The sequence below is a fragment of the Amnibacterium sp. CER49 genome, assembly GCF_029846255.1.
Lineage (GTDB): Bacteria > Actinomycetota > Actinomycetes > Actinomycetales > Microbacteriaceae > Amnibacterium.
Map to the genome: position 1 here is coordinate 138,420 of NZ_JARVWQ010000001.1, position 24,972 is coordinate 163,391.

A 24,972-nucleotide genomic window follows, 5' to 3' on the forward strand; every position below is an offset into this window, starting at 1 on the left:
CGCCGCTCGGCTCCGCGTGCACGGTCGTGCGTCGCATGTTCCCCACCTCCGACATTCGAGGGTGCGGTGCGGGCACTGAGGGAGCGCGAATCACCCCGCGGTCACGGCGAGTCCGCGGGGAACCGGCAGCCGCCCGGGATGCGACGCCGTGCCGGCGCCGTGTCAGAAGCCGAGGCGGTTCAGCGCCCGGGGGTCGCGCTGCCACTCCTTCGCGACCTTGACGTGGAGCGACAGGAAGACCTTGCGGCCGAGCAGCCGCTCGATCTGGGCGCGGGCGTCCGAGCCGACCTGCTTCAGCCGGGAGCCGCCACGGCCGATCATGATGATGCGCTGGCTGTCGCGCTCCACCCAGACGTTCGCGTAGACGCGGGTCAACGACTCCTCGTCCTCGATGTCGTCGATCGTGACCGCGAGGCTGTGCGGCAGCTCCTCGCGGGCCCCCTCGAGCGCCGCCTCGCGGATCAGCTCGGCGATGCGCTGCTCCGTCGACTCGTCGGTCACCGCCTCGTCCGGGTACAGCTGCGGCGACTCGGGCATGAGCGCGAGCGCCTCGCCGGCGAGCACGTCGAGCTGCAGGCGGTCCTGCGCCGAGACCGGGATGACGCTCGCCCACTCCTCGAGCGCGGACACGGCGAGCAGCTGCGCCGCGACCCGCTCGCGCGGCACCGCGTCGATCTTCGTGACGATCGCGATGCGCTTCGCCTTCGGGTAGCCGGCGAGCTGGTCGTGGATGAAGCGGTCGCCGGGGCCGATCGCCTCGCCGGCGGGCACGCAGAAGCCGACCACGTCGACGTCGGCGAGCGTCGAGGCGACGACGTCGTTCAGCCGCTCGCCGAGCAGGGTGCGCGGCCGGTGCAGGCCCGGGGTGTCGACGATCACGAGCTGCCCGTCGGGCCGCGTCACGATGCCGCGGATGGCGCGACGCGTGGTCTGCGGCTTCGGCGAGGTGATCGCGACCTTCTCGCCGACGAGCGCGTTCATGAGGGTGGACTTGCCGACGTTCGGTCGTCCGACGAAGGTGAGGAACCCCGCCCGGTACGTGCTCATGCCCCGATCACCTTCGCCGCCTCCTCCTCGTCCGTCTGCGGCGCCGGCCCGGCGCGCCGCACGAGCACCTGGGTGAGCCCTCGGCGCCGTCCCTCCGTGCGCTCCGCCCTGAGGCGCAGCCCGTCGACCTCCACCTCGTCGCCCTGCAGGGGCAGGCGGTCGAGCCGTTTCGTGAGCAGGCCGCCGACCGAGTCGACGTCCTCGTCCTCGATCTCGAGCCCGACGAGGTCGCCGAGCTCGTCGAGCGGCAGCCGCGCGGAGACGAGCCACGTGTCGGGACCGAGCTCCTCGACGTCGGGGGTGCCGCGATCGGACTCGTCGGCGATGTCGCCGACGAGCTCCTCGATGAGGTCCTCGAGCGTGACGAGGCCGGCGATGCCGCCGTACTCGTCGACGACCATCGCGAGGTGGTTCGACTCCCGCTGCATCTCGCGCAGCGTGTCGTCGGCCTTCTTCGAGTCGGGCACGAACAGCGCGGGCCGGGCGAGCTCGGAGGCGGGTGTCGAGGCGAGCGCCCGCGGATGCTCGAGCTGGAGGCGGGTGAGGTCGCGCAGGTGCACGACGCCGAGGATGTCGTCGGCGTCGCCCGCGGTGACCGGCACCCGCGAGAGCCCGCGGGTGAGCAGCACGCGAAGCGCCTGCTCGGCGGGCGTGCCGGCCTCGACCGTGACCATGTCGGTGCGCGGGATCATCACCTCGCGCGCGACCGTGTCGCCCCACTCGAAGATCGAGTGGATGAGCTCGCGGTCGTCCTGCTCGAGCACGTCGAGCTCGGTGGCCTCGTCGACCATGCTGAGCAGCTGCTCCTCGGAGGTGAACGTCGCGGTGCGCGGGCGCCCGGGGGTCACGATGTTGCCGAGCCAGGCGAGCACGTTCGCGAGCGGCCCGAGCAGCAGGCGGGCGCCGCGGATCACCGGCGCCGCGACCCGGAGCACGACGCGGGCGTGCACCCGGCCGACGCTGCGCGGGCTCGCGCCCACGAGCACGAACGAGACGCCGGTCATGATGACCGCGGCGATCAGCAGCACGAGCCAGGGCTCGTGCACGACGCCCGCGATGGCGAGCGTCACGAGCACCGCCGCCGAGGTCTCGGCGAGCACGCGGAGGAAGTTCACCGCGTTCAGGTGCCCGCCCTGGTCGGCGGCGATCGAGAGCAGCTGCCCGCGGAACCGGGACCCGATCGCGAGCTCCTGCGTCTCGGCGCGCGACAGGGTGACCATCGCGGCGTCGCACGCGGCGAGGAGGCCGCCGAACGCGACGAGCACGAAGGCGAGGACGAGGAAGAGGGCGACCATGGCGGCCTAGCGGCGCTGCTTCTCCTGCATCGCGAAGCCCACGAGGATGTCGCGCTGCACCTGGAACATCTCGCGCTCGTCCTCGGGCTCGGCGTGGTCGAAGCCGAGCAGGTGCAGCAGCCCGTGGGCGGTGAGCAGCTTCATCTCCTCGAGCGTCGAGTGGCCGGCGCTCCTCGCCTGCGACTCGGCGACCTGCGGGCACACGACGATGTCGCCGAGCAGCCCCGGCGGGGTGGGCGCGTCGTCGGTGCCCGGCCGCAGCTCGTCCATCGGGAAGCTGAGCACGTCGGTGGGGCCCGGCTCGTCCATCCACTGCACGTGCAGCTGCTCCATCGCGGCCTCGTCGACGAAGAGGATCGCGACGTCGGCATCGGGGTGCACGTGCAGCAGGTCGAGCCCGAAGGTGACGAGCCGCTGGATGGCGCCCTCGTCGACGGGCACGCCCGACTCGTTGTTCAGCTCGACGCTCACCGGTGCCGCCCCCCGCTCTGCGTCCGCTCGGCGGCGCGTCGCTCCGAGCGGTTCTGCGGCGGCCGGTAGTCGGTGGGCAGGCGGGTGCCCTGCGGCTCCGGCCCCTGCTCCTGCCGGTCGGCACGGCGGGCCGCGGCCGCGGCCTGCCGCTCGGCGTCGTACTTCGTGTACGCGTCGACGATGCGGCCGACGAGCGAGTGCCGCACGACGTCCTCGCTGCCGAGCATCGAGAAGTGGATGTCGGGCACCTGCCGCAGCACGTTCAGCGCCGTCTGCAGGCCCGAGACGCCGTTCGGCAGGTCGACCTGGGTGATGTCGCCCGTGACGACCATCTTCGAGCCGAAGCCGAGCCGCGTGAGGAACATCTTCATCTGCTCGGGCGTCGTGTTCTGCGCCTCGTCGAGCACCACGAACGAGTCGTTCAGCGTGCGGCCCCGCATGTAGGCGAGCGGCGCGACCTCGATGGTGGACGAGGCCATGAGCTTCGGGACGAGCTCGGGGTCCATCATCTCGTTCAGCGCGTCGTAGAGCGGCCGCAGGTACGGGTCGATCTTGTCGGTCAGCGTGCCGGGCAGGTAGCCGAGCCGCTCCCCCGCCTCGACGGCGGGCCGGGTGAGGATGATGCGGTTGACCTGCTTCTGCTGCAGCGCCTGCACGGCCTTCGCCATGGCGAGGTAGGTCTTGCCGGTGCCGGCCGGCCCGATGCCGAACGTGATCGTGCTGCGGTCGATCGCCTCGACGTACGCCTTCTGCCCCAGGGTCTTCGGCCGGATGCTCTTGCCGCGCGCGGTGAGGATCGCCTGGCTCAGGAGCTCGGCGGGCGACGAGCTCTGGTCGTCGGTGAGGATGCGGGCGCTCGAGTCGACGTCGACCGGGCCGAGCTCCTGGCCGTTCCTGACCATCTGGAGCAGCTCCTCGATGAGCCGCTCGGCGGCGTGCACCTGACCGGGCTCGCCGACCAAGGTGATCTCGTTGCCCCGCACGAGCACCTCGACGAGCGGGAACTGCTTCTCGATCTGGCCGAGCAGCCGGTCCTGCGGGCCGAGCAGCCGCACCATGGCGATGCCGTCGACCGACATCGTGCGCGTCTCGGAGCCCGCTGCGGGGTAGCGGCGGGTGACGCTGCTGGCGCTGCGCCGCCCGGTCGTGCGGTAGCCCTCGTCGGCGTCGGTCAAGAGGTCCTTTCCTTCTCGTGCGGGTCGCCGCGCCCCTCGGTCATGCTGCTCTCGTCGAGCACGCGGCCGGCCGACGAGTCGCCCGCGAGCACGTGCGCGTGCACGTGGAAGACGGTCTGCCCGGCGCCGAGGCCGGTGTTGAACACGAGGCGGAAGTCGGTCTCGCCCGCCTGCTGCGCCGCGGTGGCCGCGACCTCGACCATGTGCTGCAGCAGCCGCGGGTCGCCGGCGGCGAGCTCGCGGACGTCGCGGTACTCGTCGGTCTTCGGCACGACGAGCAGGTGCACGGGCGCCTTCGGGGCGATGTCGCGCAGCACGAACACGTCGTCGGTCTGCAGCACGATGTCGCCCGGGATCTCGCCGCGCAGGATGCGCATGAAGACCGAGGGCTGGGTGCTCTCCCGCTCGACCATGGCCGCCGATTCTACCGGGGTCCCTGGGCACCGGCCGGGCGGATCCGGGAAGCGTCGGGCGCTCAGGGCCAGAGGCCGAGGTGGACGGCGAGCGCCGCGAGGGCGGCGGGGCCGGCGGTCGAGGTGCGCAGCACCGTGGGTCCCATCCGGGCCGGGACGGCGCCCGCGTCGACGAGCGCGCGGGCCTCCTCCGGGGCGACGCCGCCCTCGGGACCCACGACGAGCACGAGCTCCCCGCCGGGCACGGGCGATGGCACCGCGTCGACGAGCCGCTGCGGCGCCTCCGGGTCGAGCAGCACGGTGAACCGCTGCCCCGCGAGCGTGACGAGCTCCTCCGTGGTGAGCAGCGGCAGGGCCTCGGGCGACCACGCGCGCATCGCCTGCTTGCCCGCCTCGCGCACGATGCCCGCCCAGCGCGCGGCGCCCGACCCGGCCTTGCGGCCCTCCCAGCGGGTCACGCTGCGGGCCGCCTGCCACGGCGCGACGGCGGTGACGCCGAGCTCGGTCGCCGCCTGGATCGCGAGCTCGTCGCGGCCGCCCTTCGCGAGCGCCTGCACGAGCAGGATGCGGAGGACCGGTGCCGGCTCGTCCCGCACCGCGAGCACGCGCAGCTCGACGCGGTCCTTCGCGACGCCCGTCGCCTCCGCGTCGGCCACCCGCCCCCGGCCGTCGCCGACGAGCACGCGCTCACCGACCCGCATCCGCGCGACGGCGGCCGCGTGGTGGCCCTCGTCGCCCTCGAGCACGACCGCGGCGCCCTCGGCGGCGCCCGTCACGCCGTCCGTGAGGTAGAGGTGCGCCACGGCCGTCAGACGCCGAGGAAGCGGTCGCGCAGCTTCGTGAAGAGCCCCTGCTGGAAGTGCGCGAACTGCGGCGGCTTCGGCTTGCGGTGCTTCATGAGCTGCCGCATGAGCTCGCGCTCCTTGCCGTCGAGCTTCGTCGGCGTCACCACCTGCACGCCGATGCGGAGGTCGCCGCGGCCCGAGCCGCGCAGCCGGGTGATGCCCCGGCCGGGGATCGTGAGCACGTCGGCGCTCTGCACGCCGGGCCGCACCTCGATGTCGACGGGCCCGTCGAGGCTCTCGAGCGTGACCTCCGTGCCCATGACGGCATCGGCCATCTGCACCTCGAGCGTCGCGAGCAGGTCGTCGCCGGAGCGGCTGAAGACGTCGTGGTGGCGCACCTTGACCTCGAGGTAGAGGTCGCCGTTCGGGCCGCCCGCGGGACCGACCTCGCCCATGCCGGCGAGCTGCAGCCGCAGGCCGGTCTCGACGCCGCCGGGGATGTCGACCGGCACCGAGACCCGGGCGCGGACGCGGCCCTGGCCGGCGCAGTTCACGCAGGGGTACGGGATGACCGTGCCGTAGCCCCGGCAGACCGTGCACGGCGTCGTGGTCATCACGTTGCCGAGCAGCGAGCGGACCGCGCGCTGGATCTGGCCGGTGCCGTGGCAGATGTCGCAGGTGGCGAGCGAGGTGCCGGGCTGCGTGCAGTCGCCGTGGCAGACGTCGCAGAGCACGGCGGTGTCGATCTCGAGGTCGCGATGCGTGCCGAAGACGACGTCCTCGAGGTCGACCTCGACGCGGAGCAGGGCGTCCTGGCCGCGCTCCTTCCGGGACTTCGGACCCATGCGTCCGCCGCCGGCCTGCCCGAAGAAGGTCTCGAAGATGTCGCCGAAGCCGAAGCCGCCGACGCCCGGGCCCCCGCTGCCGCCGAGGTCGTACTCCTGCCGCTGGCGGGGGTCGGAGAGCACGTCGTAGGCGTGCGTGACGTCCTTGAACCGCTCGGCCGCCTCGGGCCCGGGGTTCACGTCGGGGTGCAGCTGCCTCGCGAGCCGCCGGTACGCCCGCTTGATGTCGTCCGAGGAGGCGTCCCTGGCGACGCCGAGGACTTCGTAGTGGTCAGCCACAGGCCGCCCTTCTTCCGCGGCCGGTGTCGCCGCGGGTCGATCCGCTGTTCGAGGGTACGGGGTGCGCGGTCGCGCCCCGCTCGGGGTGCTCGGCGCTACTCGCCGAGGAGCTTGGTGAGGTAGCGGGCGACCGCGCGGACCGCGGCCATGTTGCCCGAGTAGTCCATCCGGGTCGGTCCGAGGACGCCGATGCGCGCGAGCTCGCCCGCCGGCGACCGGTAGCCGCCGGTGAGGATCGAGGTCTCGGTGAGGCCCTCGGCGGGGTTCTCGCGGCCGATGGACACCGAGACGCCGCGGGCGTCGAGCTCCATCTCGGAGAAGAGGCGCAGCAGGACCACCTGCTCCTCGATGGCCTCGAGCACGGGGAGGATGCTGCCCGGGAAGTCCTTCTCGGTGCGCGCGAGGTTCGCCGCTCCGGCCATGACGAGCCGGTCCTGGCGACGCTCGTCGACCTGGGCGGCGACGACCTGGGCGACGCGATCGACGACCGCGGCGCGCTCCGGCGGCGCGGAGGCGGCGAGCTCGTTGAGCAGCGGTGCGGCCTCGGTCAGCGCGCGACCCGCGAGCGCCGTGTTGATGCGGGCGCGGAGGTCGGCGAGGGCGGTCTCGTCGACGCGCTGCCCCGTCTCGTGCGACAGCTCGACGGTGCGCTGGTCGACGTTGCCCGCGTCGGTGATGAGCACGACGAGCAGCCGGGTCGGCGACAGCCGGACGAGCTCGAGGTGCCGCACGAGCGAGCGCAGCGGCACGGGCACCTGGACGAGCGCCACCTGGTTCGTCAGCTGCGACAGCAGGCGGACCGTGCGGGTGAGCACGTCGTCGAGGTCGTCGCCCGCGCCGAGGAAGGTCTGGATGGCCTGCCGCTGACCCGGCGTCATCGGCCGGATGTCGGCGAGGTGGTCGACGAACATGCGGTAGCCCTTGTCGGTGGGCACGCGCCCCGAGGACGTGTGCGGGGCCGCGATGAGCCCGTCCTCCTCGAGGGCGGCCATGTCGTTCCGGATGGTCGCCGCGGAGACGCCGAAGCGGTACCGGTCGACGATGCTCTTCGAGCCGACCGGCTCCCGCGAGGCGACGTAGTCCTGCACGATGACGCGCAGCACCTCGAGACCGCGTTCCGTGACCATGCCACCTCCCGTCCTGGCACTCGGGATCCTGGACTGCCAATTCTAGGCCAGAGGGCGCGCGGATGGGCTCTGGTGCAGCACATCCGCCTGCGCCTAACCTGAGCGCGAACCGACGATCGAGCGGTTCGGCGCGCCGAGGTCCGCGGAGACGGGCGGCGGTGCGACCCCACCGGGAGCGAGGGCAGGCATGAGCGACCGCACGGACGCGGACGCCGCCGAGCCCTGCGCGCTCCCTCGCCGGACCCGCGCCCGAGCATCCGCTCGTGGGCCGGCATTGCCCTTCCGCTGACAGGAGCGCCCGACCATGACGCAGAACACCCCGCCGGCCTACCCGGCGGCGCAGCCCCTCAGCCAGAGCGACGAACGGCTCTGGGCCACCCTCATCCACGTGGGCGGCATCCTGATCGGCTTCATCTCACCGCTCATCGGCTACCTGGTGCTGAAGGACCGCAGCAGCTTCGTGCGGGAGCACTCGCGCCAGGCGCTGAACTTCCAGATCACGGTGGCGATCGCCTACGTCGTCGGCGCGCTGCTCACGCTGGTGCTGGTCGGCGTCTTCCTCATGCTGGCCGCCTGGGTCGTCAACATCGTGTTCTCGATCCTGGCCGCCGTGGCGGCGAACCGGGGCGAGATGTACCGCTACCCGCTGACCATCCAGTTCATCAAGTAGCCGTCAGGCCGGCGTGAGCCGGCGCACGACGGCGTCCGCGAGCAGGCGTCCCGGCCGCGTGAGCACCACGCGGCCGGTGACCGCCGCCCGCCCGTCGACGAGGCCGTCGGCGATGAGGCCCGCCACCTCGGCGCGCCGTGACGCGTCGATGCGCGTGACCGGCATGCCGTCCGCGAGTCGCGTCTCGAGCAGCACCCGCTCGAGCGCCCGCGACGCCGCGTCGAGCGTCTCGCGACCGGCGGCGGGTGAGACGCCCGCCGCGATCCGCTGCCCGTAGGCGGCCGGGTGCTTCACGTTCCACCAGCGCACGCCGCCGACATGGCTGTGCGCGCCGGGACCGACACCCCACCAGTCCTCCCCCGTCCAGTAGGCGAGGTTGTGCCGCGAGCGGTGCTCGGGCGAGCGCGCCCAGTTGCTCACCTCGTACCAGGCGTAGCCGGCGGCGCCGAGCAGCTCGTCGGCGAGGTCGTACTGCTCGGCCTGCAGGTCGTCGTCGGGCTCGGGCAGGGCACCCGAGCGGATGCGCCGCGCGAGCGCGGTGCCGTCCTCGACGATGAGCGCGTAGGCCGAGACGTGGTCGGGCCCGAGCGCGATCGCGGCCTCGAGGCTCGTCCGCCAGTCGTCGAGCGTCTCGCCCGGCGTGCCGTAGATGAGGTCGAGGCTCACGTCGAGGCCCGCCTCGCGCGCCCAGCGGACCACGAGCGGCACCCGCTCCGGGTCGTGCGTGCGGTCGAGGGTCGCGAGCACCGACGGCACCGCCGACTGCATGCCGAACGAGACCCGGGTGAAGCCGGCGTCCTTCAGCGCCCGCAGCGAGTCCGCGTCGACGGAGTCGGGGTTCGCCTCGGTGGTGATCTCGGCACCGGCGGCGAGGCCGAACGTCGACCGGACGGCGTCGAGCATGTGCGCGAGGTCGGCCGCCGGCAGCATCGTGGGCGTGCCGCCGCCGACGAACACCGTCGACGCGGGACGGGCGGTCACGCCCGAGGCGCCGAGCACCGCGCCCCCGAAGGCGACCTCGGCGGCGGCCTGGGCCGCGTAGTCGGAGCGCTTCGCGCCGCGCAGCTCGTCGCCGGTGTACGTGTTGAAGTCGCAGTACCCGCAGCGCACCCGGCAGAACGGCACGTGCAGGTACACCCCGAAGCGCCGCGCGTCCGCGCCCTCGGCGGCGGTCGGCGGCAGCAGGCCGTCCTCGGGCGCCGGGTCGGCGATCGGGAGCGCGGAGGGCATCCCTCCATGATGCGGTCCGCGGCGGGTCTCCCCGCGCCGCGCCCTCGTTCCAGCCACCGATCCGGTCGACGGCACCGGATCCCGCCCCTGGTCCGGATCCGTGGCGCGGACCCCGGTCAGCCGAATCCGTGGCGGCCCGCCTTCAGGACCGGGGATCCGGGTGCAGGACCGATGGTCCTGATCGATGGAGGACGTGTCCGGTGATCCTGCACGCCGGCGCGCACCCGCCAGTGATCCGGACGACGGCACCGGATCCCGCCCCTGGACCGGATCCGCGGCGCGGACGCCGGTCAGCCGAATCCGTGGTGAGGCGCCACCGCTCGGACCACACGGATCACCTCCGCGCGGTACTCGGTCGACCGCTCGGGGAGGATGGTCGGCGTGAAGGTCGTGCTCTGGGACGTGGACGGGACCCTGCTGCTGAACGCGGCGCGAGCCGGGCGGCTCTACGACGAGGCGATCACCGCGGTGACCGGCGTGGTCCCCGAGGACGCGGCGCCGAACGAGCACGGGATGACCGACGCCGGCATCCTCACCGCACGGCTGCACGCCTACGGGTTCGACGCCGCCCTGCTGCCGCAGGTGACGGAGCGGCTGAACGCGCTGTCCGAGCACGCGTACAGCGGCGAGCACGCGCGACGGCAGGCGCCGGGCGTCCCCGCGGCGCTCGCTGCCGTCTCGGCGGCCGGCTGGACGAACGGGCTGCTCACCGGCAACTCCCCCACCCGGGTCCGCGCGAAGTTCGCGAGCGCCGGGCTCGACCCCGCGCTGTTCGACTGGGACCGGTCGTGGTTCGGCGACGCGACGCCCGTGCGCGCCGACCTCGTCCAGCGGGCGCGAGCCGAGCTCGGCGACTCGCTCGCCGTGATCCTCGGTGACACCCCGGCCGACGGCGTCGCGGCGGACGCGGCGGGCCTGCCCTTCCTCGCCGTCGCGACCGGCGCCTACGACTCCGCCACCCTGCGCGGCACGAGCGCGCGGCTCGTGGTCGACGACCTCGTCTCGGGGCTGCCGGCGCTCCTCGACGCACTCGCCGGCCTCGCTCAGCCGAGCAGCGCCCGCAGGTAGCGCGCCGAGTAGCGGCGCTGGAAGCGCCGGTTCACGGGGGCCGCGAGCGAGTACGGGAACGCCGGCCGCGACAGCGCCCGCACCTCGAGCACCGCGCGGTCGCCGCGGCGGGCGACGACGAACGACTCCTCGCCCCGCTCCGGATGCCCGGGGAGCGTGCCGTAGGCGAAGCCGATGCGGTCGGGCTCCTGCAGCACCACGGTGATCACGGCGGGCGCCGAGGTCGCGAGCCGCAGCCCGAGGGCCACGACGAGCGGGATCTCGATGCGCACCCGTGCGCCGAGGGCGACCGGCGGGGCGTCCTGCCCGGCGCCGTCGGTGACGCGGATGCCGCTCCCCCGCTGCAGCCGCCACCGGAGCACCGCCTCGCCGAGCCCGGCGAGCTCCTCCGCGCGTCCGACGACCGCCGCGGCGTGCAGCACGCGGTACCCGGGGGGCCGGGCGTCGGTGAGCACCGTGCCGGCCGGCAGCGGTGGCCGGACGGTCACGCCGCGCGGGAGGGGTGCAGCGCCTTCGCGAAGCGCTCGTCGGCCTTCTGCTGCGCCGAGCGCTGCGCGACCGCTGCGAGCGGGTTGCGCCCGCCCGCGGGGCGGGAGATGGAGCGGACCGTGAAGACGACCGAGTCGTCGTCCTCGTGCTCGAGCAGGAAGAGCCGCTCGACGGCGACCGCGTGCCCGGGGCGCGAGCCCCAGACGAAGCCGACGCGGCCGGGCTCCTCGAGCACGGTGACGACCTTGATGGGCCCGTCGATCACCGGGGTGCCGCTGCCGGACAGCACCGCGGTCATGCCGGGGGTGATCCAGGGCGTGCCGTCCTCGAGGAACAGCGGCCCGACGCCGCGCGCCGACGACCGCGCCGGCTCGGCGACGATCTCGTCGACGTCGACGCCGGCGCTCGTCATCACGCCCCACGTCATGAGGTGACGGCTCGCGATCTCGAAGCGGGGCGCGCCGCTGCCGAGCCGGTGGCTCACGGTGTTCGGGCGGAAGCCCGAGGGCGGGAACGCGACGACGTCGGGCGACAGGGTCGCGCCGATCACCGTGTAGTTGAGCCCGCGGTCGTCCTCGATGGCGGTCGCCCGGCGCTTCGGGGCGGCGCTCATCGCTTCGCCGTCTCCGTCTCGCCCGAGAGCGCGGCGATGAACGCCTCCTGGGGCACCTCGACGCGACCGACCATCTTCATGCGCTTCTTGCCCTCCTTCTGCTTCTCGAGCAGCTTGCGCTTGCGGGTGATGTCACCGCCGTAGCACTTGGCGAGCACGTCCTTCCGCATCGCGCGGATGGACTCGCGGGCGATGATGCGGGCGCCGATCGCGGCCTGCACCGGCACCTCGAACTGCTGCCGCGGGATCAGCTGCTTCAGGCGCTCGGTCATGAGCACGCCGTAGGCGTAGGCCTTGTCGCGGTGCACGATCGCGCTGAACGCGTCGACCCGGTCGCCCTGCAGCAGGATGTCGACCTTCACGAGGTCGGCCTCCTGCTGCCCGCTCGGCTCGTAGTCGAGCGACGCGTAGCCCTGGGTGCGGCTCTTCAGCTGGTCGAAGAAGTCGAAGACGATCTCGCCGAGCGGGATCGTGTAGCGAAGCTCGACCCGGTCCTCGCCGAGGTACTCCATGCCCTGCAGGCTGCCTCGCCGGCTCTGGCACAGCTCCATGACGGTGCCGACGTAGTCCTTCGGCGTGAGGATCGCGGCCCTCACCATCGGCTCGAGCACGCTCGCGACCTTGCCGGTCGGGAACTCGCTCGGGTTCGTGACGACGTGCTCCTTGCCGTCGTCGGTGTGCACCTCGTAGACGACGCTCGGCGCGGTGGCGATCAGGTCGAGGCCGAACTCGCGCTCGAGCCGTTCGGTGACGATCTCGAGGTGCAGCAGGCCGAGGAAGCCGCAGCGGAACCCGAAGCCGAGCGCGACGGAGGTCTCGGGCTCGTAGACGAGCGCGGCGTCGGAGAGCTTCAGCTTGTCGAGCGCCTCGCGGAGGTCCGGGTAGTCGGAGGCGTCGATCGGGTAGAGCCCCGAGAACACCATCGGCTTCGGCTCCGTGTAGCCGGAGAGCGCCTGCGCGGCGGGCTTCGCCGCGTTCGTGACCGTGTCGCCGACCTTCGACTGACGCACGTCCTTCACGCCGGTGATGAGGTAGCCGACCTCGCCGACGCCGAGCCCCTTCGTCGGCTGCGGCTCGGGCGACGAGACGCCGATCTCCAGCAGCTCGTGCGTGGCGCGGGTCGACATCATCTGCACGCGCTCCCGGGAGGAGAGGCGTCCGTCGACCATGCGCACGTAGGTGATGACACCGCGGTAGGCGTCGTACACGGAGTCGAAGATCGCGGCCCGCGCCGGAGCGTCCGGGTCGCCGACCGGGTTGGGGATGCGCTCGATCACCCGGTCGAGCAGCGCGTCGACGCCGACGCCGGTCTTGCCGGAGACGCGGAGCACGTCCTCGGGGTCGCCGCCGATCAGCTGCGCGAGCTCGAGCGCGTACTTGTCGGGCTCGGCCGCGGGCAGGTCGATCTTGTTCAGGACCGGGATGATCTCGAGGTCGTTCTCGAGCGCCAGGTAGAGGTTCGCGAGGGTCTGCGCCTCGATGCCCTGCGCCGCGTCGACGAGCAGGATCGCGCCCTCGCACGCGGCGAGCGACCGGGACACCTCGTACGTGAAGTCGACGTGGCCCGGGGTGTCGATCATGTTCAGCGCATAGGTCGCGCCGTCCTTCGACCAGGGCATGCGCACGGCCTGGCTCTTGATCGTGATGCCGCGCTCGCGCTCGATGTCCATGCGGTCGAGGTACTGCGCCCGCATGGCCCGCTCGTCGACGATGCCCGTGATCTGCAGCATCCGATCCGCCAACGTCGACTTGCCGTGGTCGATGTGGGCGATGATGCAGAAGTTGCGGATGCGCTCGGGGTTCGTCGCGGCGGGCTCGAGGGGCTGCTGCGCGCGGGGTGCCATAGCCGCACCAGTGTCGCATCATCTGGGCCCCTCTCCGCGGAGGGCGGCGGCTAGCCTCGGCTCCCATGCCCACCCCCGAGTTCGTCCTGCGGCTGCGCGAGCGCATCGGCACCGCGCCGCTCTGGCTGATCGGCACCACCGCGGTCGTCGTCGACGCCGATCGGCTGCTGCTCGTGAAGCGGGCCGACTCGGGCGACTGGAGCCCCGTCGCCGGCATCGTGGAGCCCGGCGAGCACACCGCCGAGACCGCGGTGCGCGAGGTGCTCGAGGAGGCGGGCGTCGTCGCCGAGGTGGAGCGGCTCGCGGCGGTGTCGGTGACGATGGAGTACGAGTACCCGAACGGCGACCGCACCCGGTTCACCGACCACACCTACCGGCTGCGCTACGTGTCCGGCCACGCGCACGTCGGCGACGACGAGTCGACGGACGTCGGCTGGTTCCCGATCGACGCGCTGCCCCCGATGCCGGAGCGGTACCTGCGGCGCATCCGGCACGCCCTCGAGGAGCGGCCGGACACCGTGATCGAGCTGCGGCCCGAGGAGTAGCCGCCCCTCGAACGCGTGAGCAGGCGCGCGTGCGCGATGTGCAGGACCGGGTGCGGTGGGCAGGCCCGATCGCGGTGGAGCGTCCCGCGATCGGCTCGTCGTCTCGCGGATCGGGCGCTGCAGGGAGCAGCGGTCAGGCGCCGATGACCGCGGGCAGGGCGGGGCTCCCCGCCCCGAGCGGCAGCCGCTCCAGGCCCGCGAGCAGGTCCGCCCGCGACGCCGCCGCGCAGACCCGGATCCAGCCCTCCCCCGCGGCGCCGAACGCGCTGCCCGGCGCGACGGAGACGCGCTGCTCGCGCAGGAAGCGCTCCGCCCAGGATGCGACGTCGCCGCCGCTGACGGCGGAGACGTCGATCCACAGGTAGAAGGCGCCCTGCGGCACGAGGTGCGGCAGCCCCCGCTCGGTGAGGAGCCGGCTCGCGGCGTCGAGGTTCCCGCGGTAGTGCTCGCGAGCCTGCTCGACGGAGTCCTGCGGGCCCGTGAGCGCCGCTACGCCTGCGTGCTGCGCCGGGGTGTTCACGCAGGAGACGATCGCCTCCTGGTAGGTGCGGAGCGTCAGCTCGAGATCCGGGTCCGCCGGCACCACGAGCCAGCCGACGCGGGCGCCCGTGAGGGCGTACGTCTTCGACAGCGACGAGACGGTGAGCACGCGGTCGTCGCGGTCGAGCGCCGCGAGGCTGCCGTGCGGCCGCCCGTAGGCGAAGGCCTCGTAGACCTCGTCGCTGATCACCCAGAGGTCGTGCCGCCGGGCGACGTCGAGCACGGCGCGGAGCACGGGCTCCGGCTGCACGACGCCGAGCGGGTTCGACGGCGAGTTCACGACGATCGCGCGGGTGCGGGGCGTGACGAGCCGCTCGAGGCCGGCTGCGTCGATCTCGAAGCCCGCGGCCGGATCGAGCCGGTAGGGCACGGGGATCGCCGAGAGCATCCGGGGCGAGGTCGTGAAGGCCGGGTAGCCGGGATCGGGCACGAGCACCTCGTCGCCCGGATCCAGCACGAGGGCGAGGGCGAGGTAGAGCGCCTCGGTGCCGCCGGGCGTCACCCAGACCTGCTCCGCTGTGATCCGCGTGCCGTGCAGCGCCCGTGAGCGGGCGGCGATCGCCTCGCGGAGCGGGCGGATGCCGGCGTTCGCGGTGTAGTCGGTGTCGTCCGCGAGCCACGCCGCACTCGCGGCGGCGAGCACGTGCGGCCCGACCGGCTGGTCGGGCTCCCCGACGGCGAGGCCGATCACGTCCGGCATGCGGAGGGCGATCTCGTGGATGCGGCGGATGCCCGAGCCGGGCACGCGGAGCGCGGTGCGGGAGAACGACGGCATCCCGCCATTCAACCCCGGCGCCGACCGCTGCCGGCTGCCGGGCGGCGTGTAGCGGGCCTGCGGCGCTGCTAGGCTGTCCGTCGGCTTTCCGGCCTTCGGCGCGCCCTCGCGCCGGGCCGACCGAGGCGCACCGTCGCCTCGCCACGATCTTCGTTAGGAGCGATCCGCATGGCCAACATCAAGTCGCAGCTGAAGCGCATCATCACGAACAAGAAGGCGCACGACCGCAACAAGGCGGTCAAGAGCGAGCTGAAGACGCACATCCGCGCCGTCCGCACCGCTGTCACCGCCGGCGACAAGGACAAGGCGGCCGCCGCCCTCGCCGTCGCGAGCAAGAAGCTCGACAAGGCCGTGAGCAAGGGCGTCATCCACAAGAACCAGGCCGCGAACCGCAAGTCGGCGATCGCGAAGCAGGTCTCCGCGCTCTGAGCCGCGCATCGCGCAGGCGAAGGGCCCGCCTCCCTGAGGGGGGCGGGTCCTTCGCCGTTCCTGCGTCCGCTCAGCGCCGGCGGCGGGTGCCGAAGATGCCCTCGAGCACCCCGGAGAGCACCTGCTGCGTCGCCCGCGAGCCGAGCACCTTGCCGATCATCTGCGCGCCCTGCTGCACCTGACGCCGCTGCGCCGCCGCGTGCTGCTCCTGCTCGCGCTCCTGCTGCGCCTGCGCCCGACGCTCCGCGGCCTCCTGCGTCGCCCGCTCCTTGTCGGCCTTCGCCTGCGCCTTCGCGGCCGGGTCCGCGTCGGCCTTCGCCTTCGCGGCGTTCATCTTCGCGGTGAGGATCTCGGCGGCCGACTCCCGGTCGAGCGCCGTGCCGTACTTCGCCTGCAGCGGCGAGCCCTGCACGGTGCGGTCGATCGTCGCGTCGGGGCTCGGACCCATCGACGACTGCGGCGCCCGCAGCCGCGTCCAGGCCACCGGCGTCGGGGCGCCGGTCTCGCTCATCACGGTGACGACGGCCTCGCCGATGCCGAGGCCCGTCAGCACCTGCTCGAGGTCGTAGCCCGACCGCGGGTACGTGGACACCGTCGCCTTCAGCGCCTTGGCGTCGTCCGGGGTGAAGGCGCGCAGCGCGTGCTGCACGCGTGAGCCGAGCTGGCCGAGCACATCGCCGGGCACGTCCTTCGGCGTCTGCGTGACGAAGAAGATGCCGACGCCCTTCGAGCGGATGAGCCGCACCGTGCGGGTGATCTGGTCGAGGAACTCCTTCGAGGCGTCGGTGAAGAGCAGGTGCGCCTCGTCGAAGAAGAACACGAGCTTCGGCTTCTCGGCGTCGCCGACCTCGGGCAGGTCGTTGAACAGGTCGGCGAGCAGCCACATGAGGAACGTGGAGTAGAGCTGCGGCCGGTCGGCCACGCTCGGCAGCTCGAGCAGGCTCACGATGCCGCGGCCGTCCGGCGCGGTGCGGAGGAACTCGGCGGTGTCGATCTCGGGCTCGCCGAAGAACGTGTCGGCCCCGCCGTCGGCGAAGCCGACGAGCTCGCGCAGGATCACCCCGATCGTCGCCGGCGAGATGCCGCCGAGCCCGGCGAGGTCGGCCTTGCCCTCGGCGCTCGCGAGGTGCTGCAGCACGGCACGGAGGTCGGCGAGATCGAGCAGCGCGAGCCCGGCGCCCTCGGCGTAGTGGAAGACGAGCGCGAGGCTCGACTCCTGCGTCTCGTTGAGGCCGAGCGCGCGGGCGAGCAGCAGCGGCCCGAAGCCCGCGACCGTCGCCCGGATCGGCACCCCGCGGCCGGCCCCGCCGAGCGAGAAGAACTCGACCGGGAACGACGCGGCCTGCCAGTCCTGCCCGATCGCCGCGGTGCGGGCGAGCAGCCGCGCGTTCGACGTGCCGGGCGTCGCGACTCCCGAGAGGTCGCCCTTCATGTCGGCCGCGAACACCGGCACCCCGTGCGCCGAGAGCTGCTCGGCGAGCGCCTGCAGGGTGCGGGTCTTGCCGGTGCCGGTCGCCCCGGCGACGAGCCCGTGCCGGTTCAGCATGGCGAGCGGGACCCGGACCGGTGCATCGGCGACCGGCTCACCGTTCAGCAGCGCGCCGAGCTCGAGCGCGGCGGACGGGAAGGCGTAGCCGGCACGGATGGCCGCGACCTCGTCGGCGCTGAGCGGCCCGGATGCCGCCGGAGCGGATGCGGACGGGGCGGACGACGGCGACTCCGGCGGCGCCGCGGGGGCCTCGGGCGGCGCGCTCGCGGCGGAGGCCGCTGCCGCCGCGGCAGCGGCGGCGGCCTGCGCCCGGGCGACGGCCGCCGCCGCCTCCTGCTGGAGGCGCTCCGCCTCAGCCGCGGCGGCCGCGGCCGCCTGCTTCGCCTGCTCCACCGCGCTGTCGGTCATGCGTCCGCCTTCCGTCGGTCGCATCCTCGCATCGCGCTTCACGCCCCGTCGAGCGCGATCAGCCCTCGCCGCGGCCCGCGAGGAAGGCGACGAGGCGCTCGACCGCGTACTCGGGGTCGCGCGCGCCGCTCTTCACGCGCTCGTCGGTCTCGGCGACGAGCAGGATCGCGCGGCCGACGCCGTCGGACTGCCAGCCCTCGAGGTCGCGCCGTGCCCGGTCGACCTGCCACGGGGCGAGCCCGTACTCGCTCGCGACGCGGGCGCTGCTGCCGTGCGCGTCGGCGATGCGCGCCATCGTGCGCACCTTCGACGCGATCGCGGCGACGATCGGCACCGGATCGGCGCCGGTGGCGATCGCGTGCCGCAGGAGCACGAGCGCGTCGCCGCGCCGACCAGCGAGCGCCGCGTCGGCCACGGCGAACGCGTTCGTCTCGACGCGGCCCGCGTAGTAGGTCTCGACCGTCGCCTCGGTGACATCGCCGGCGGTGTCGCGGATGAGCTGCTGGCAGGCGCTTGCGAGCTCGGCGAGGTCGGCCTGGAACGCCGAGACGAGCACCCGGAGCGCGCCCGGGCTGATGCGCTTCCTCGCGGCGCGGAACTCGGCGGCCGCGAACGCGGACCGGTCGGCGTCGCGCTTCAGCTCGGCGCACGCGACCTCGACGCCGCCGCCGAGCCCGCCGCGGACGGCGTCGAGCAGGCGCTTGCCGCGGGTGCCGCCGGAGTGCCTGAGCACGAGCGTCGTGTCGTCGGCGGGGGCCTCGAGGTAGCGCATCGCCTCGGCGAGGAAGCCGTCGGTCAGCCGCTCGACCGCCGTGACGCGGATGAGCCGGGGCTCGCCGAACAGCGACGGGCTCGCGAGGGTGCTGAGGTCGCCGGGGGCCGCGTTCGAGGCGTCGAGGTCGCTCACCTCGAGGCTCGGATCGGCGGCGGCCAGCACCTCGCGCAGCCGTCGGGTCGCGCGCTCGGCGAGCAGGTCCTCGGGCCCGGAGACGAGCACGACCGGCGCCGGACGCACCTCGTCCCAGACGAGCACGGGGATGCGCGGGCCGGCGGCCTTCGCCGCCGTCGCTCTCGTCGATCCCGCGCGTGCCGCCACGAGGCTCGAACCTACCCGGGGGCCCAGACGGCCGCCGTGACCGGCCGCTCGCTCCACACCCGGGCCGTTCCCGCCTCGGCGGTGACGAGCAGCAGGCCGTCCTGATCGGTGCGGAACGGCTGCACGCCGTTGCTCCGCAGGATGCGGAGCAGCCGTGCGGTCGGGTGGCCGTAGTCGTTGTGCAGCCCGCACGAGATGAGGCCCACGCCGGCGCCGGCCGCGGCGTAGAACGCGGGGCTCTGGTCGGCCGACCCGTGGTGGGCCACCTTGACGACGTCGACGTGCGGCAGCGGGCCCGCCACGAGGAGCGCGTTCTGGGCGTCCTCGCCGAGGTCGCCGGTGAGGAGCGATCGAAGCCGCCCGGTCGCGAGCAGCGTGATGCTCGCGGGGTTGCCGGTGCCGAGCGGTCCGAGGGGGTCGGTCGGCCAGAGCACGTCGAGCACGATCCGCCCGACGCGGAGGCGCTCGCCCCGGTGCACCTGCTGCACGCGGGCGCCGCCAGCGGCGAGCGCCCCGCGGAGCTCCTCGGCCGCCGGCCCGTCGCTCGGACCGACGAGCACCGTGCCGACGCGGCCCGTGAGCGATCGTGCCGCGCCCACGTGGTCGGCGTCGTAGTGCGTGAGCACGAGCACGTCGACGTGCCGCACGCCGAGGCGGCCGAGGCAGCGTGCGAGCGCCTGGGCCTTCCGGCCCGTGTCGACGACCGCGTACGCGCCCCCGCCGCCGTTCAGCACCAGGCCGTCGCCCTGGCCGACGTCGCAGGCCGCGATCTCCCAGTCGGACGGCATGCCCACGAGGCGGCCCGTACCGGCGCCGACCGCGGCTCCGGCCGTGGAGATGCCGACCACGACGGCGAGCGCCGCGGCCACCGCCCGCACGACGGGCGGGGCCCGGCGGGTGAGGGCGACGAGCACCGCGGCGGTCGCGACGGCGGCGAGGGCCGCGCCGGCCGGACCGGCGAGCCATCCCACGCTCGGCAGATCACCCGCGGTCCGGGCGACCGCGGCGATCCAGGCCGCCGGGAACCAGGCGAGCACCGCGAGCGCCGAGCCGAGCAGGGGTACGAGCGGCAGCAGCACGCAGGCGAGCAGGCCGAGCACGGTGGCTCCCGCCGCGGCGGGCTCGGCGAGCAGGTTCGCGACCACCCCGAAGAGCGGCACGGCGGGCTGCAGCAGCACCAGCACCGGCTGGCAGGCGACCTGCGCGGCGACGGGCACGGCCGCGGCGAGGGCCAGCGGTGGCGGCAGCAGCCGCTCGAGCCGGGCTGCGATCGGCCGGGTGAGCAGGAGCAGGCCGCCCGTGGCGAGGGCGGACAGCACGAACCCGGGCTGGCGGGCGAGCCACGGGTCGCTCAGCAGCAGCCCGAGCACCGCGAGCGCGAGCACGGGCACGCCGCCCGCGGTGCGTCCGGCGGCGAGGCAGACGAGCCCCACGGCCGCCATCACGGCGGCGCGCTGCACGCTCGGCTGCGGTGTGACGAGCAGCACGAAGGCGGCGAGCGCCGCGAGCGCCACCACGATGCGCGCCGGACGCGGCAGCCGCAGGAGCCCGGCGAGGGCGAGGACCGCCCCGGTGACGACCGCGCAGTTCGCCCCGGACACGGCGGTCAGGTGGCTGAGCGACGAGCCCTTCATCGCGAGATCGAGCGATTCGGGCACCCGGTCGGTGTCGCCGATCGCGAGCCCGGGCAGCAGCGCTCCCCCGTCGCCGGGGAGGGCGACGGCGCGCGCGGCCAGCCCCGTCCGCAGCGCGGCGGCGACCCGCTGCACCGGCGGTGCCGGGGACGTGAGGCGGAGCGGCCCACGAGCGCCGGCGGTGAGCGCGACGTCGTCGCCGCGAGCGGCGCCGCGCAGCTTCAGGGTGCCGGTGAGGACCGCGCCCGGCACACGACCGCCTCGCGGCAGCCGATCGGCGAAGAGCAGGATCGGCGCCGACGCCCGTACGGTCGAGCCCGCGGCGCGCACCTCGAGCAGCGTCGCGCTCACGACGAGCCGCGCGGTGAGCGCGCCGGCGTGGTCGTTGGTGCTCGACACCCGCACCGCGTCGACGCGAAGGGTGGCCGCGACGTCCTCGGCGAGGGGCACGTCGGGTTCGCGGGCGGGCAGCCGCAGCAGCACGGCGAGGGCGACGGCGCCGACTGCGGCGACCGCCGCCGCGACGCGCACCGGGGCGAGGCGCCGACGGGCGATCGCGACGACGCCGAGCAGCACGAGCGCGACGCCCGAGACCAGGAGCACGCCGCCCGTCGCCTCGGGCACGAGGGTGAGCGCCGCGGCCGCACCCTCGGCGAGCACCGCCGGCACGAGGAGGCCGGTGGCGGCGAGTCGCCTCACGGGACGACGAGCCCCTGGAGCCCCGCGAGGGTCTTCGGGCCGATGCCGCCGACCTGCAGCAGGTCGGTCACCTTCGCGAACCCGCCGTGCGCGCTGCGCCAGGCGAGGATGCGCTGCGCCGTCGCGGGCCCGATGCGCGGCAGGGTCTCGAGCTGCTGCTCGGTCGCGGCGTTGAGGCTGACCGGCCCTGCCGCGCCGGCGGGCGGGCCTGCGGAGGACCTGGTGGAGGCGGCGCCGCGCGTGGGCACGAGCAGCAGCTGCCCGTCGGCGACCCGAGCCGCCAGGTTCACCTGCGACTCGTCGGCCGAGCCGGTCGTGCCGCCCGCGGCGGCGATCGCGTCGAGCGCTCTGGACCCCTCGGGCACCGTGACGACGCCCGGGTGCCGCACGGCGCCCGCCACCTGCACGAGCAGCGTCGACGGCGCGGGTGAGGGCACGACCGAGCGCGGAGCGGCGGTCACCCGGACCACGCTGCCGTCGGCCCCCACCGCCGCGACGGCGACCGAGACGGCGAGCACGATCGCCGCCGCACCGACCCCGAGCAGCACGGTGACGCGGCGCCGCCGGGGATCGGCCGGCAGCAGCTTGGTCAGGAGCGGATCCATGCGGGCACGCTAGGTGCGCCGCTTCCCGCGCCGGCGCTCCGTCCCAGGGCCGGCCCGCGTACGGGCCGCGCGGCCGGCCTGGGGAGGACTGGATGCCCGCCCGGTGCTACTCGGTGGCGATCGAGACGACCTTCGGCGCGCGGACCACGACGCGCGCGATGCGGCGCCCGCCGACGCTGCGCTGCACGACGTCGTTGCCGGTCGCGAGCCGCTCGAGGTCGTCCGCGGTGATCGTCGGCGACACCTCCAGGCGGGCGCGCACCTTGCCGTCCACCTGCACGACCGCGGTCACGGACTCCTCGACGAGCAGGGTCGGGTCGGCCTTCCGCCAGCCGTACAGGACGACCGACGGCTCGTAGCCGAGCCGCTCCCACATCTCCTCGGCCGTGAACGGCGCGACGAGGCTCAGCACGAGCGCGATGGTCTCGACCGCCTCGCGCACGCCGGCGTCCGCGGGTCCGGGACCCGAGTCGATCGCCTTGCGGGCCGCGTTCGTCAGCTCCATGACGCGAGCGATCAGCACGTTGAACTTGAACGACTCGACGAGCCCCGGCGCGTCCGCGAGCAGGCGGTGCGTCACGCGCCGGAGCGCCTCGTCGCCGCTCGCCCAGGCGACGTCCCTGCTGCTCGTCACGTCGCTCGCGAGACGGAGCGCGCGGGCGAGGAACTTCATCGACCCGGTGGGGTGGACGTCCTCCCAGTTGATCGCGTCCTCCGGCGGCCCGGCGAACGCCATCGCGACCCGGATCGCGTCGACGCCCCACTCGTCGATGGCGGTGCCGAGGTCGACGCCGCCGCGGCTCTTGGACATCTTCTGGCCGCCGGAGAGCACCATGCCCTGGTTCAGCAGCGCGCTGAAGGGCTCGGTGAAGCCGACGAGACCGAGGTCGTAGAGCACCTTCGTGATGAACCGCGCGTAGAGCAGGTGCAGGATCGCGTGCTCGACGCCGCCGACGTACTGGTCGACGGGGGCCCACTTCTCCGCCTCGGTGGGGTCGAACGGCCGGGTCGCGTCGTGCGGCGACAGGAAGCGCAGGAAGTACCACGAGCTGTCGACGAACGTGTCCATCGTGTCGGCGTCGCGACGTGCGGGGCTGCCGTCGATCGGGCTCGGCACGGTGACCCACTCCTCGGCCGCGCCGAGCGGCGAGGTGCCCTTGGGCTTCAGGTCGAGGCCCTCGGTCTCGGGCAGCACGACGGGCAGCTGGTCCTCCGGCACCGGCACCTCGCGGCCGTCGGCCGTGTGGATGATCGGGATCGGGGTGCCCCAGAACCGCTGCCGCGAGATGAGCCAGTCGCGCAGCCGGTAGTTCTTCGCGCCGCGACCCGTTCCCGCGGCCTCGAGCTCCTTGATCATCCGCGGGATGGCGTTCGCCTTCGAGAGGCCGTTGAGAGGCCCGGAGTTGACGAGCCGCCCCTCGCCGGCGATCGCGACGCCCGTCACGAGCGGGTCGGCCGACTCCGCGTCCGGCATCGGCTCGCCCGGGGCGATCACCGGGATCATCCCGGTGACGGGCTGCGTCGGATCGACGACGACCCGCACCGGCAGGTCGAAGGCACGGGCGAAGTCGAGGTCGCGCTGGTCGTGCGCCGGCACGGCCATGATCGCGCCGGTGCCGTAGTCGGCGAGCACGTAGTCGGCCGCCCAGATCGGCAGCCGCTCGCCGTTCACCGGGTTGATCGCGTGCCGTCCGAGCGGGACGCCGGTCTTCACGCGGTCGGCGGAGAGGCGCTCGACCTCGGTCTCGGACTGCACGCGGGAGAGGTACGCGGCGAACGGCTCGGCGATCGCCGCCGGCGCGCCCTGGACGAGCTCCGCGGCGAGGTCGGACTCGGGGGCGACGACCATGAACGTCGCGCCGTACAGGGTGTCGGGCCGGGTCGTGAACACGGTGATCGGCTCGTCGCGGCCCTCGACCCGGAACTCGACCTCGGCGCCGTTGCTGCGTCCGATCCAGTTGCGCTGCATCGCGAGCACCTTGGCGGGCCAGGTGCCCTCGAGCTGCTTCAGGTCGTCGAGCAGCCGGTCGGCGTACGCGGTGATGCGGAAGTACCACTGCGTGAGCTTCTTCTTCTCGACGACCGCGCCCGAGCGCTCCGAGGTGCCGTCGGGCAGCACCTGCTCGTTCGCGAGCACCGTCTGGTCGACCGGGTCCCAGTTGACCCAGCTGTCCTTCCGGTACGCGAGCCCCATCTTGTAGAGCTGCAGGAACAGCCACTGGTTCCAGCGGTAGTACTCCGGGTCGCTCGTGTGCAGCACGCGCGTCCAGTCGAAGCTCACGCCGAAGCGGTGGAAGGTCTCGCGCTGCTGGGCGATGTTGTCGTACGTCCACTGCCGCGGGTCGGCCCCGCGCTTGATGGCGGCGTTCTCGGCGGGCAGGCCGAACGAGTCCCAGCCGATCGGGTGGAGCACGTTGAAGCCCCGCTGCCGCCAGTAGCGGGCGAGGAAGTCCCCGAGCATGTACTGCTCCGAGTGCCCCACGTGGAGATCCCCGGAGGGGTACGGGAACATGTCGAGCACGTACTTGCGCGGCCGCGTGTCGGCGGGGTCGTCGGTCCGGAACGGCTCGAGGGCGTCCCACACCGGCAGCCACTTCGCCTGCAGCTGCTGGAACTCGGGCACGTCGTCGTGGTCGGTCTCGGCCATGAACGCTTCCTCCGGATCGCCTTGGAACAGCCTTCAACCCTAGGGCGTCCGGGCCCTACGCTGATCGTCCGGTCGCTGCCCGCGGCCGGGATCCGCTGATCCGAAGGGGCATCCGGTGGACGCCTGGCTGACGGGCGCGCTCGAGGCGCTCGCCGCCCTCGGGCCTTGGCGGTACCTCGTGGCGGCGGTCGGCATGTTCTGCGAGACGTCGCTGTTCATCGGGCTGCTCGTGCCGGGCGACACGATCGTCCTCTTCACGAGCACCGCGAACCGCGGCGTGCTCGAGTGGCTGCTGCTGCTCGTGTCGGTGGTCGTCGGGTCGCTCGCCGGCGAGAGCGTCGGGTTCGCGATCGGGCGCTGGTTCGGGCCGCGGCTGCGCCGCACGCGGCTCGGGCGCCGCATCGGCGAGCGGCAGTGGGAGCGCTCCGAGCGCTGGATCGAGCGGCGCGGCGGCTTCGCCGTGTTCCTGTCGCGCTTCCTGCCGGTGCTGCACGCCCTCGTGCCGGTGACCGTCGGGATGAGCGACTTCGCCTACCGGCGGTTCCTGGCCTGGACGGCGCCCGCCTGCGTGCTGTGGGCGCTGATCTACGTCACCGCCGGAACCGCCGCCGGGACGAGCTACCGGGCCCTGTCGGGCGAGCTGCACTCCGCCGCGTGGATCGTGCTCGGCGCCGTCGTGCTCTTCCTCGTGGTGATCGCGCTCGGCAAGCGGGTGCTGCACCGCTTCGAGCGGCGCAGCACCCGGCATCGCTAG

General features: G+C 73.9%; 23 protein-coding genes. 5 read left to right on the forward strand and 18 right to left on the reverse strand.

Going from position 1 to position 24,972, the window contains the following annotated elements; all coding sequences use genetic code 11:
* Positions 1–162 precede the first annotated feature (162 nt).
* From era to hrcA, 8 genes are all read right to left on the reverse strand, one after another.
* Positions 163–1,047: a GTPase Era gene (gene era / locus QDR37_RS00625; protein WP_279711605.1), complete on the reverse strand. Its 885-nt coding sequence runs from the start codon at positions 1,045–1,047 to the stop codon at positions 163–165.
* Complete coding sequence (locus tag QDR37_RS00630) at positions 1,044–2,342, reverse strand: hemolysin family protein (RefSeq protein ID WP_279711606.1); 1,299 nt, start codon at positions 2,340–2,342, stop codon at positions 1,044–1,046. The genes era and QDR37_RS00630 overlap by 4 nt, the downstream gene beginning before the upstream one ends.
* Positions 2,343–2,348: 6 nt before the next feature.
* Entirely contained in the window at positions 2,349–2,813 is a 465-nt protein-coding gene (gene ybeY, locus QDR37_RS00635) for an rRNA maturation RNase YbeY (protein WP_279711607.1), read from the reverse strand.
* On the reverse strand, positions 2,810–3,892 hold the full coding sequence (locus QDR37_RS00640) for a PhoH family protein (protein ID WP_279713521.1): 1,083 nt from the start codon (positions 3,890–3,892) through the stop codon (positions 2,810–2,812). Before QDR37_RS00640 ends, ybeY begins: the two co-directional genes overlap by 4 nt.
* A gap of 92 nt (positions 3,893–3,984) precedes the next feature.
* Entirely contained in the window at positions 3,985–4,401 is a 417-nt protein-coding gene (locus QDR37_RS00645) for an HIT domain-containing protein (RefSeq protein WP_279711608.1), read from the reverse strand.
* Positions 4,402–4,463: 62 nt separating this feature from the next.
* The gene (locus QDR37_RS00650; RefSeq protein WP_279711609.1) at positions 4,464–5,204 is read right to left on the reverse strand and encodes a 16S rRNA (uracil(1498)-N(3))-methyltransferase; all 741 of its coding nucleotides are present in this window, start codon (positions 5,202–5,204) and stop codon (positions 4,464–4,466) included.
* 5 nt (positions 5,205–5,209) lie between these two features.
* Positions 5,210–6,310, reverse strand: a complete 1,101-nt coding sequence (dnaJ, locus tag QDR37_RS00655) for a molecular chaperone DnaJ (RefSeq protein ID WP_279711611.1) — start codon at positions 6,308–6,310, stop codon at positions 5,210–5,212.
* Between the two features lie 95 nt (positions 6,311–6,405).
* Positions 6,406–7,437, reverse strand: a complete 1,032-nt coding sequence (gene hrcA, locus QDR37_RS00660; protein ID WP_279711612.1) for a heat-inducible transcriptional repressor HrcA — start codon at positions 7,435–7,437, stop codon at positions 6,406–6,408.
* Positions 7,438–7,741: 304 nt separating this feature from the next.
* Here hrcA and QDR37_RS00665 point away from each other — a divergent pair, with 304 nt between their 5' ends.
* Positions 7,742–8,107 carry a DUF4870 domain-containing protein gene (locus QDR37_RS00665; RefSeq protein ID WP_279711613.1) on the forward strand — a complete coding sequence of 122 codons (366 nt, stop codon included), beginning with the start codon at positions 7,742–7,744 and terminating at the stop codon, positions 8,105–8,107.
* Positions 8,108–8,110: 3 nt separating this feature from the next.
* On the opposite strand, the gene hemW is transcribed toward QDR37_RS00665, so the two are convergent.
* A complete protein-coding gene (hemW, locus tag QDR37_RS00670) occupies positions 8,111–9,337 on the reverse strand; it encodes a radical SAM family heme chaperone HemW (protein WP_279711614.1) in 1,227 nt (408 codons plus the stop codon).
* 381 nt (positions 9,338–9,718) lie between these two features.
* On the opposite strand from hemW, the gene QDR37_RS00675 reads away from it, so the two are divergent.
* The gene (locus tag QDR37_RS00675; protein WP_279711615.1) at positions 9,719–10,405 is read left to right on the forward strand and encodes an HAD family hydrolase; all 687 of its coding nucleotides are present in this window, start codon (positions 9,719–9,721) and stop codon (positions 10,403–10,405) included.
* On the opposite strand, the gene QDR37_RS00680 is transcribed toward QDR37_RS00675, so the two are convergent.
* Genes QDR37_RS00680 through lepA form a run of 3 tightly spaced genes read right to left on the reverse strand, consistent with a single transcriptional unit; the run spans position 10,381 to position 13,351 of the window.
* On the reverse strand, positions 10,381–10,893 hold the full coding sequence (locus QDR37_RS00680) for a DUF1990 domain-containing protein (RefSeq protein WP_279711616.1): 513 nt from the start codon (positions 10,891–10,893) through the stop codon (positions 10,381–10,383). The genes QDR37_RS00675 and QDR37_RS00680 overlap by 25 nt on opposite strands.
* Positions 10,890–11,507 carry a DUF1990 family protein gene (locus tag QDR37_RS00685; protein WP_279711617.1) on the reverse strand — a complete coding sequence of 206 codons (618 nt, stop codon included), beginning with the start codon at positions 11,505–11,507 and terminating at the stop codon, positions 10,890–10,892. The genes QDR37_RS00680 and QDR37_RS00685 overlap by 4 nt, the downstream gene beginning before the upstream one ends.
* Positions 11,504–13,351, reverse strand: a complete 1,848-nt coding sequence (gene lepA / locus QDR37_RS00690; RefSeq protein ID WP_279711618.1) for a translation elongation factor 4 — start codon at positions 13,349–13,351, stop codon at positions 11,504–11,506. Before lepA ends, QDR37_RS00685 begins: the two co-directional genes overlap by 4 nt.
* A 65-nt stretch (positions 13,352–13,416) precedes the next feature.
* Between lepA and QDR37_RS00695 the strand changes: the two genes are divergently transcribed.
* The gene (locus QDR37_RS00695) at positions 13,417–13,896 is read left to right on the forward strand and encodes an NUDIX domain-containing protein (RefSeq protein ID WP_279711619.1); all 480 of its coding nucleotides are present in this window, start codon (positions 13,417–13,419) and stop codon (positions 13,894–13,896) included.
* 133 nt (positions 13,897–14,029) lie between these two features.
* On the opposite strand, the gene QDR37_RS00700 is transcribed toward QDR37_RS00695, so the two are convergent.
* Positions 14,030–15,211, reverse strand: coding sequence for an aminotransferase class I/II-fold pyridoxal phosphate-dependent enzyme (locus tag QDR37_RS00700; RefSeq protein WP_279711620.1), 1,182 nt, complete (start codon positions 15,209–15,211; stop codon positions 14,030–14,032).
* A 168-nt stretch (positions 15,212–15,379) separates the two neighbouring features.
* On the opposite strand from QDR37_RS00700, the gene rpsT reads away from it, so the two are divergent.
* Complete coding sequence (rpsT, locus tag QDR37_RS00705; RefSeq protein WP_279711621.1) at positions 15,380–15,640, forward strand: 30S ribosomal protein S20; 261 nt, start codon at positions 15,380–15,382, stop codon at positions 15,638–15,640.
* Positions 15,641–15,710: 70 nt separating this feature from the next.
* Here rpsT and QDR37_RS00710 read toward each other — a convergent pair whose 3' ends face one another.
* The 5 genes from QDR37_RS00710 to leuS all read right to left on the reverse strand — a co-directional run bounded on the left by QDR37_RS00710 (position 15,711) and on the right by leuS (position 24,218).
* On the reverse strand, positions 15,711–17,537 hold the full coding sequence (locus QDR37_RS00710) for a helicase HerA-like domain-containing protein (protein ID WP_279711622.1): 1,827 nt from the start codon (positions 17,535–17,537) through the stop codon (positions 15,711–15,713).
* Between the two features lie 58 nt (positions 17,538–17,595).
* The gene (holA, locus tag QDR37_RS00715) at positions 17,596–18,633 is read right to left on the reverse strand and encodes a DNA polymerase III subunit delta (protein ID WP_279711623.1); all 1,038 of its coding nucleotides are present in this window, start codon (positions 18,631–18,633) and stop codon (positions 17,596–17,598) included.
* 11 nt (positions 18,634–18,644) lie between these two features.
* The gene (locus QDR37_RS00720) at positions 18,645–20,966 is read right to left on the reverse strand and encodes a ComEC/Rec2 family competence protein (RefSeq protein WP_279711624.1); all 2,322 of its coding nucleotides are present in this window, start codon (positions 20,964–20,966) and stop codon (positions 18,645–18,647) included.
* Complete coding sequence (locus QDR37_RS00725) at positions 20,963–21,571, reverse strand: helix-hairpin-helix domain-containing protein (protein ID WP_279711625.1); 609 nt, start codon at positions 21,569–21,571, stop codon at positions 20,963–20,965. Before QDR37_RS00725 ends, QDR37_RS00720 begins: the two co-directional genes overlap by 4 nt.
* A gap of 106 nt (positions 21,572–21,677) precedes the next feature.
* Entirely contained in the window at positions 21,678–24,218 is a 2,541-nt protein-coding gene (leuS, locus tag QDR37_RS00730; protein ID WP_279711626.1) for a leucine--tRNA ligase, read from the reverse strand.
* A 115-nt stretch (positions 24,219–24,333) separates the two neighbouring features.
* On the opposite strand from leuS, the gene QDR37_RS00735 reads away from it, so the two are divergent.
* The gene (locus QDR37_RS00735; protein WP_279711627.1) at positions 24,334–24,972 is read left to right on the forward strand and encodes a DedA family protein; all 639 of its coding nucleotides are present in this window, start codon (positions 24,334–24,336) and stop codon (positions 24,970–24,972) included.

What these genes read in the sequence shown, in the direction of transcription:
- era (WP_279711605.1), bottom strand. Translation starts at nt 1,047, where the DNA reads ATGAGCACGTACCGGGCGGGGTTCCTCACCTTCGTCGGACGACCGAAC.
- QDR37_RS00630 (WP_279711606.1), bottom strand. Translation starts at nt 2,342, where the DNA reads ATGGTCGCCCTCTTCCTCGTCCTCGCCTTCGTGCTCGTCGCGTTCGGC.
- QDR37_RS00640 (WP_279713521.1), bottom strand. Translation starts at nt 3,892, where the DNA reads ATGTCGGTCGACGGCATCGCCATGGTGCGGCTGCTCGGCCCGCAGGAC.
- QDR37_RS00645 (WP_279711608.1), bottom strand. Translation starts at nt 4,401, where the DNA reads ATGGTCGAGCGGGAGAGCACCCAGCCCTCGGTCTTCATGCGCATCCTG.
- hrcA (WP_279711612.1), bottom strand. Translation starts at nt 7,437, where the DNA reads ATGGTCACGGAACGCGGTCTCGAGGTGCTGCGCGTCATCGTGCAGGAC.
- QDR37_RS00665 (WP_279711613.1), top strand. Translation starts at nt 7,742, where the DNA reads ATGACGCAGAACACCCCGCCGGCCTACCCGGCGGCGCAGCCCCTCAGC.
- hemW (WP_279711614.1), bottom strand. Translation starts at nt 9,337, where the DNA reads ATGCCCTCCGCGCTCCCGATCGCCGACCCGGCGCCCGAGGACGGCCTG.
- QDR37_RS00685 (WP_279711617.1), bottom strand. Translation starts at nt 11,507, where the DNA reads ATGAGCGCCGCCCCGAAGCGCCGGGCGACCGCCATCGAGGACGACCGC.
- lepA (WP_279711618.1), bottom strand. Translation starts at nt 13,351, where the DNA reads ATGGCACCCCGCGCGCAGCAGCCCCTCGAGCCCGCCGCGACGAACCCC.
- QDR37_RS00695 (WP_279711619.1), top strand. Translation starts at nt 13,417, where the DNA reads ATGCCCACCCCCGAGTTCGTCCTGCGGCTGCGCGAGCGCATCGGCACC.
- QDR37_RS00700 (WP_279711620.1), bottom strand. Translation starts at nt 15,211, where the DNA reads ATGCCGTCGTTCTCCCGCACCGCGCTCCGCGTGCCCGGCTCGGGCATC.
- rpsT (WP_279711621.1), top strand. Translation starts at nt 15,380, where the DNA reads ATGGCCAACATCAAGTCGCAGCTGAAGCGCATCATCACGAACAAGAAG.
- QDR37_RS00710 (WP_279711622.1), bottom strand. Translation starts at nt 17,537, where the DNA reads ATGACCGACAGCGCGGTGGAGCAGGCGAAGCAGGCGGCCGCGGCCGCC.
- QDR37_RS00725 (WP_279711625.1), bottom strand. Translation starts at nt 21,571, where the DNA reads ATGGATCCGCTCCTGACCAAGCTGCTGCCGGCCGATCCCCGGCGGCGC.
- leuS (WP_279711626.1), bottom strand. Translation starts at nt 24,218, where the DNA reads ATGGCCGAGACCGACCACGACGACGTGCCCGAGTTCCAGCAGCTGCAG.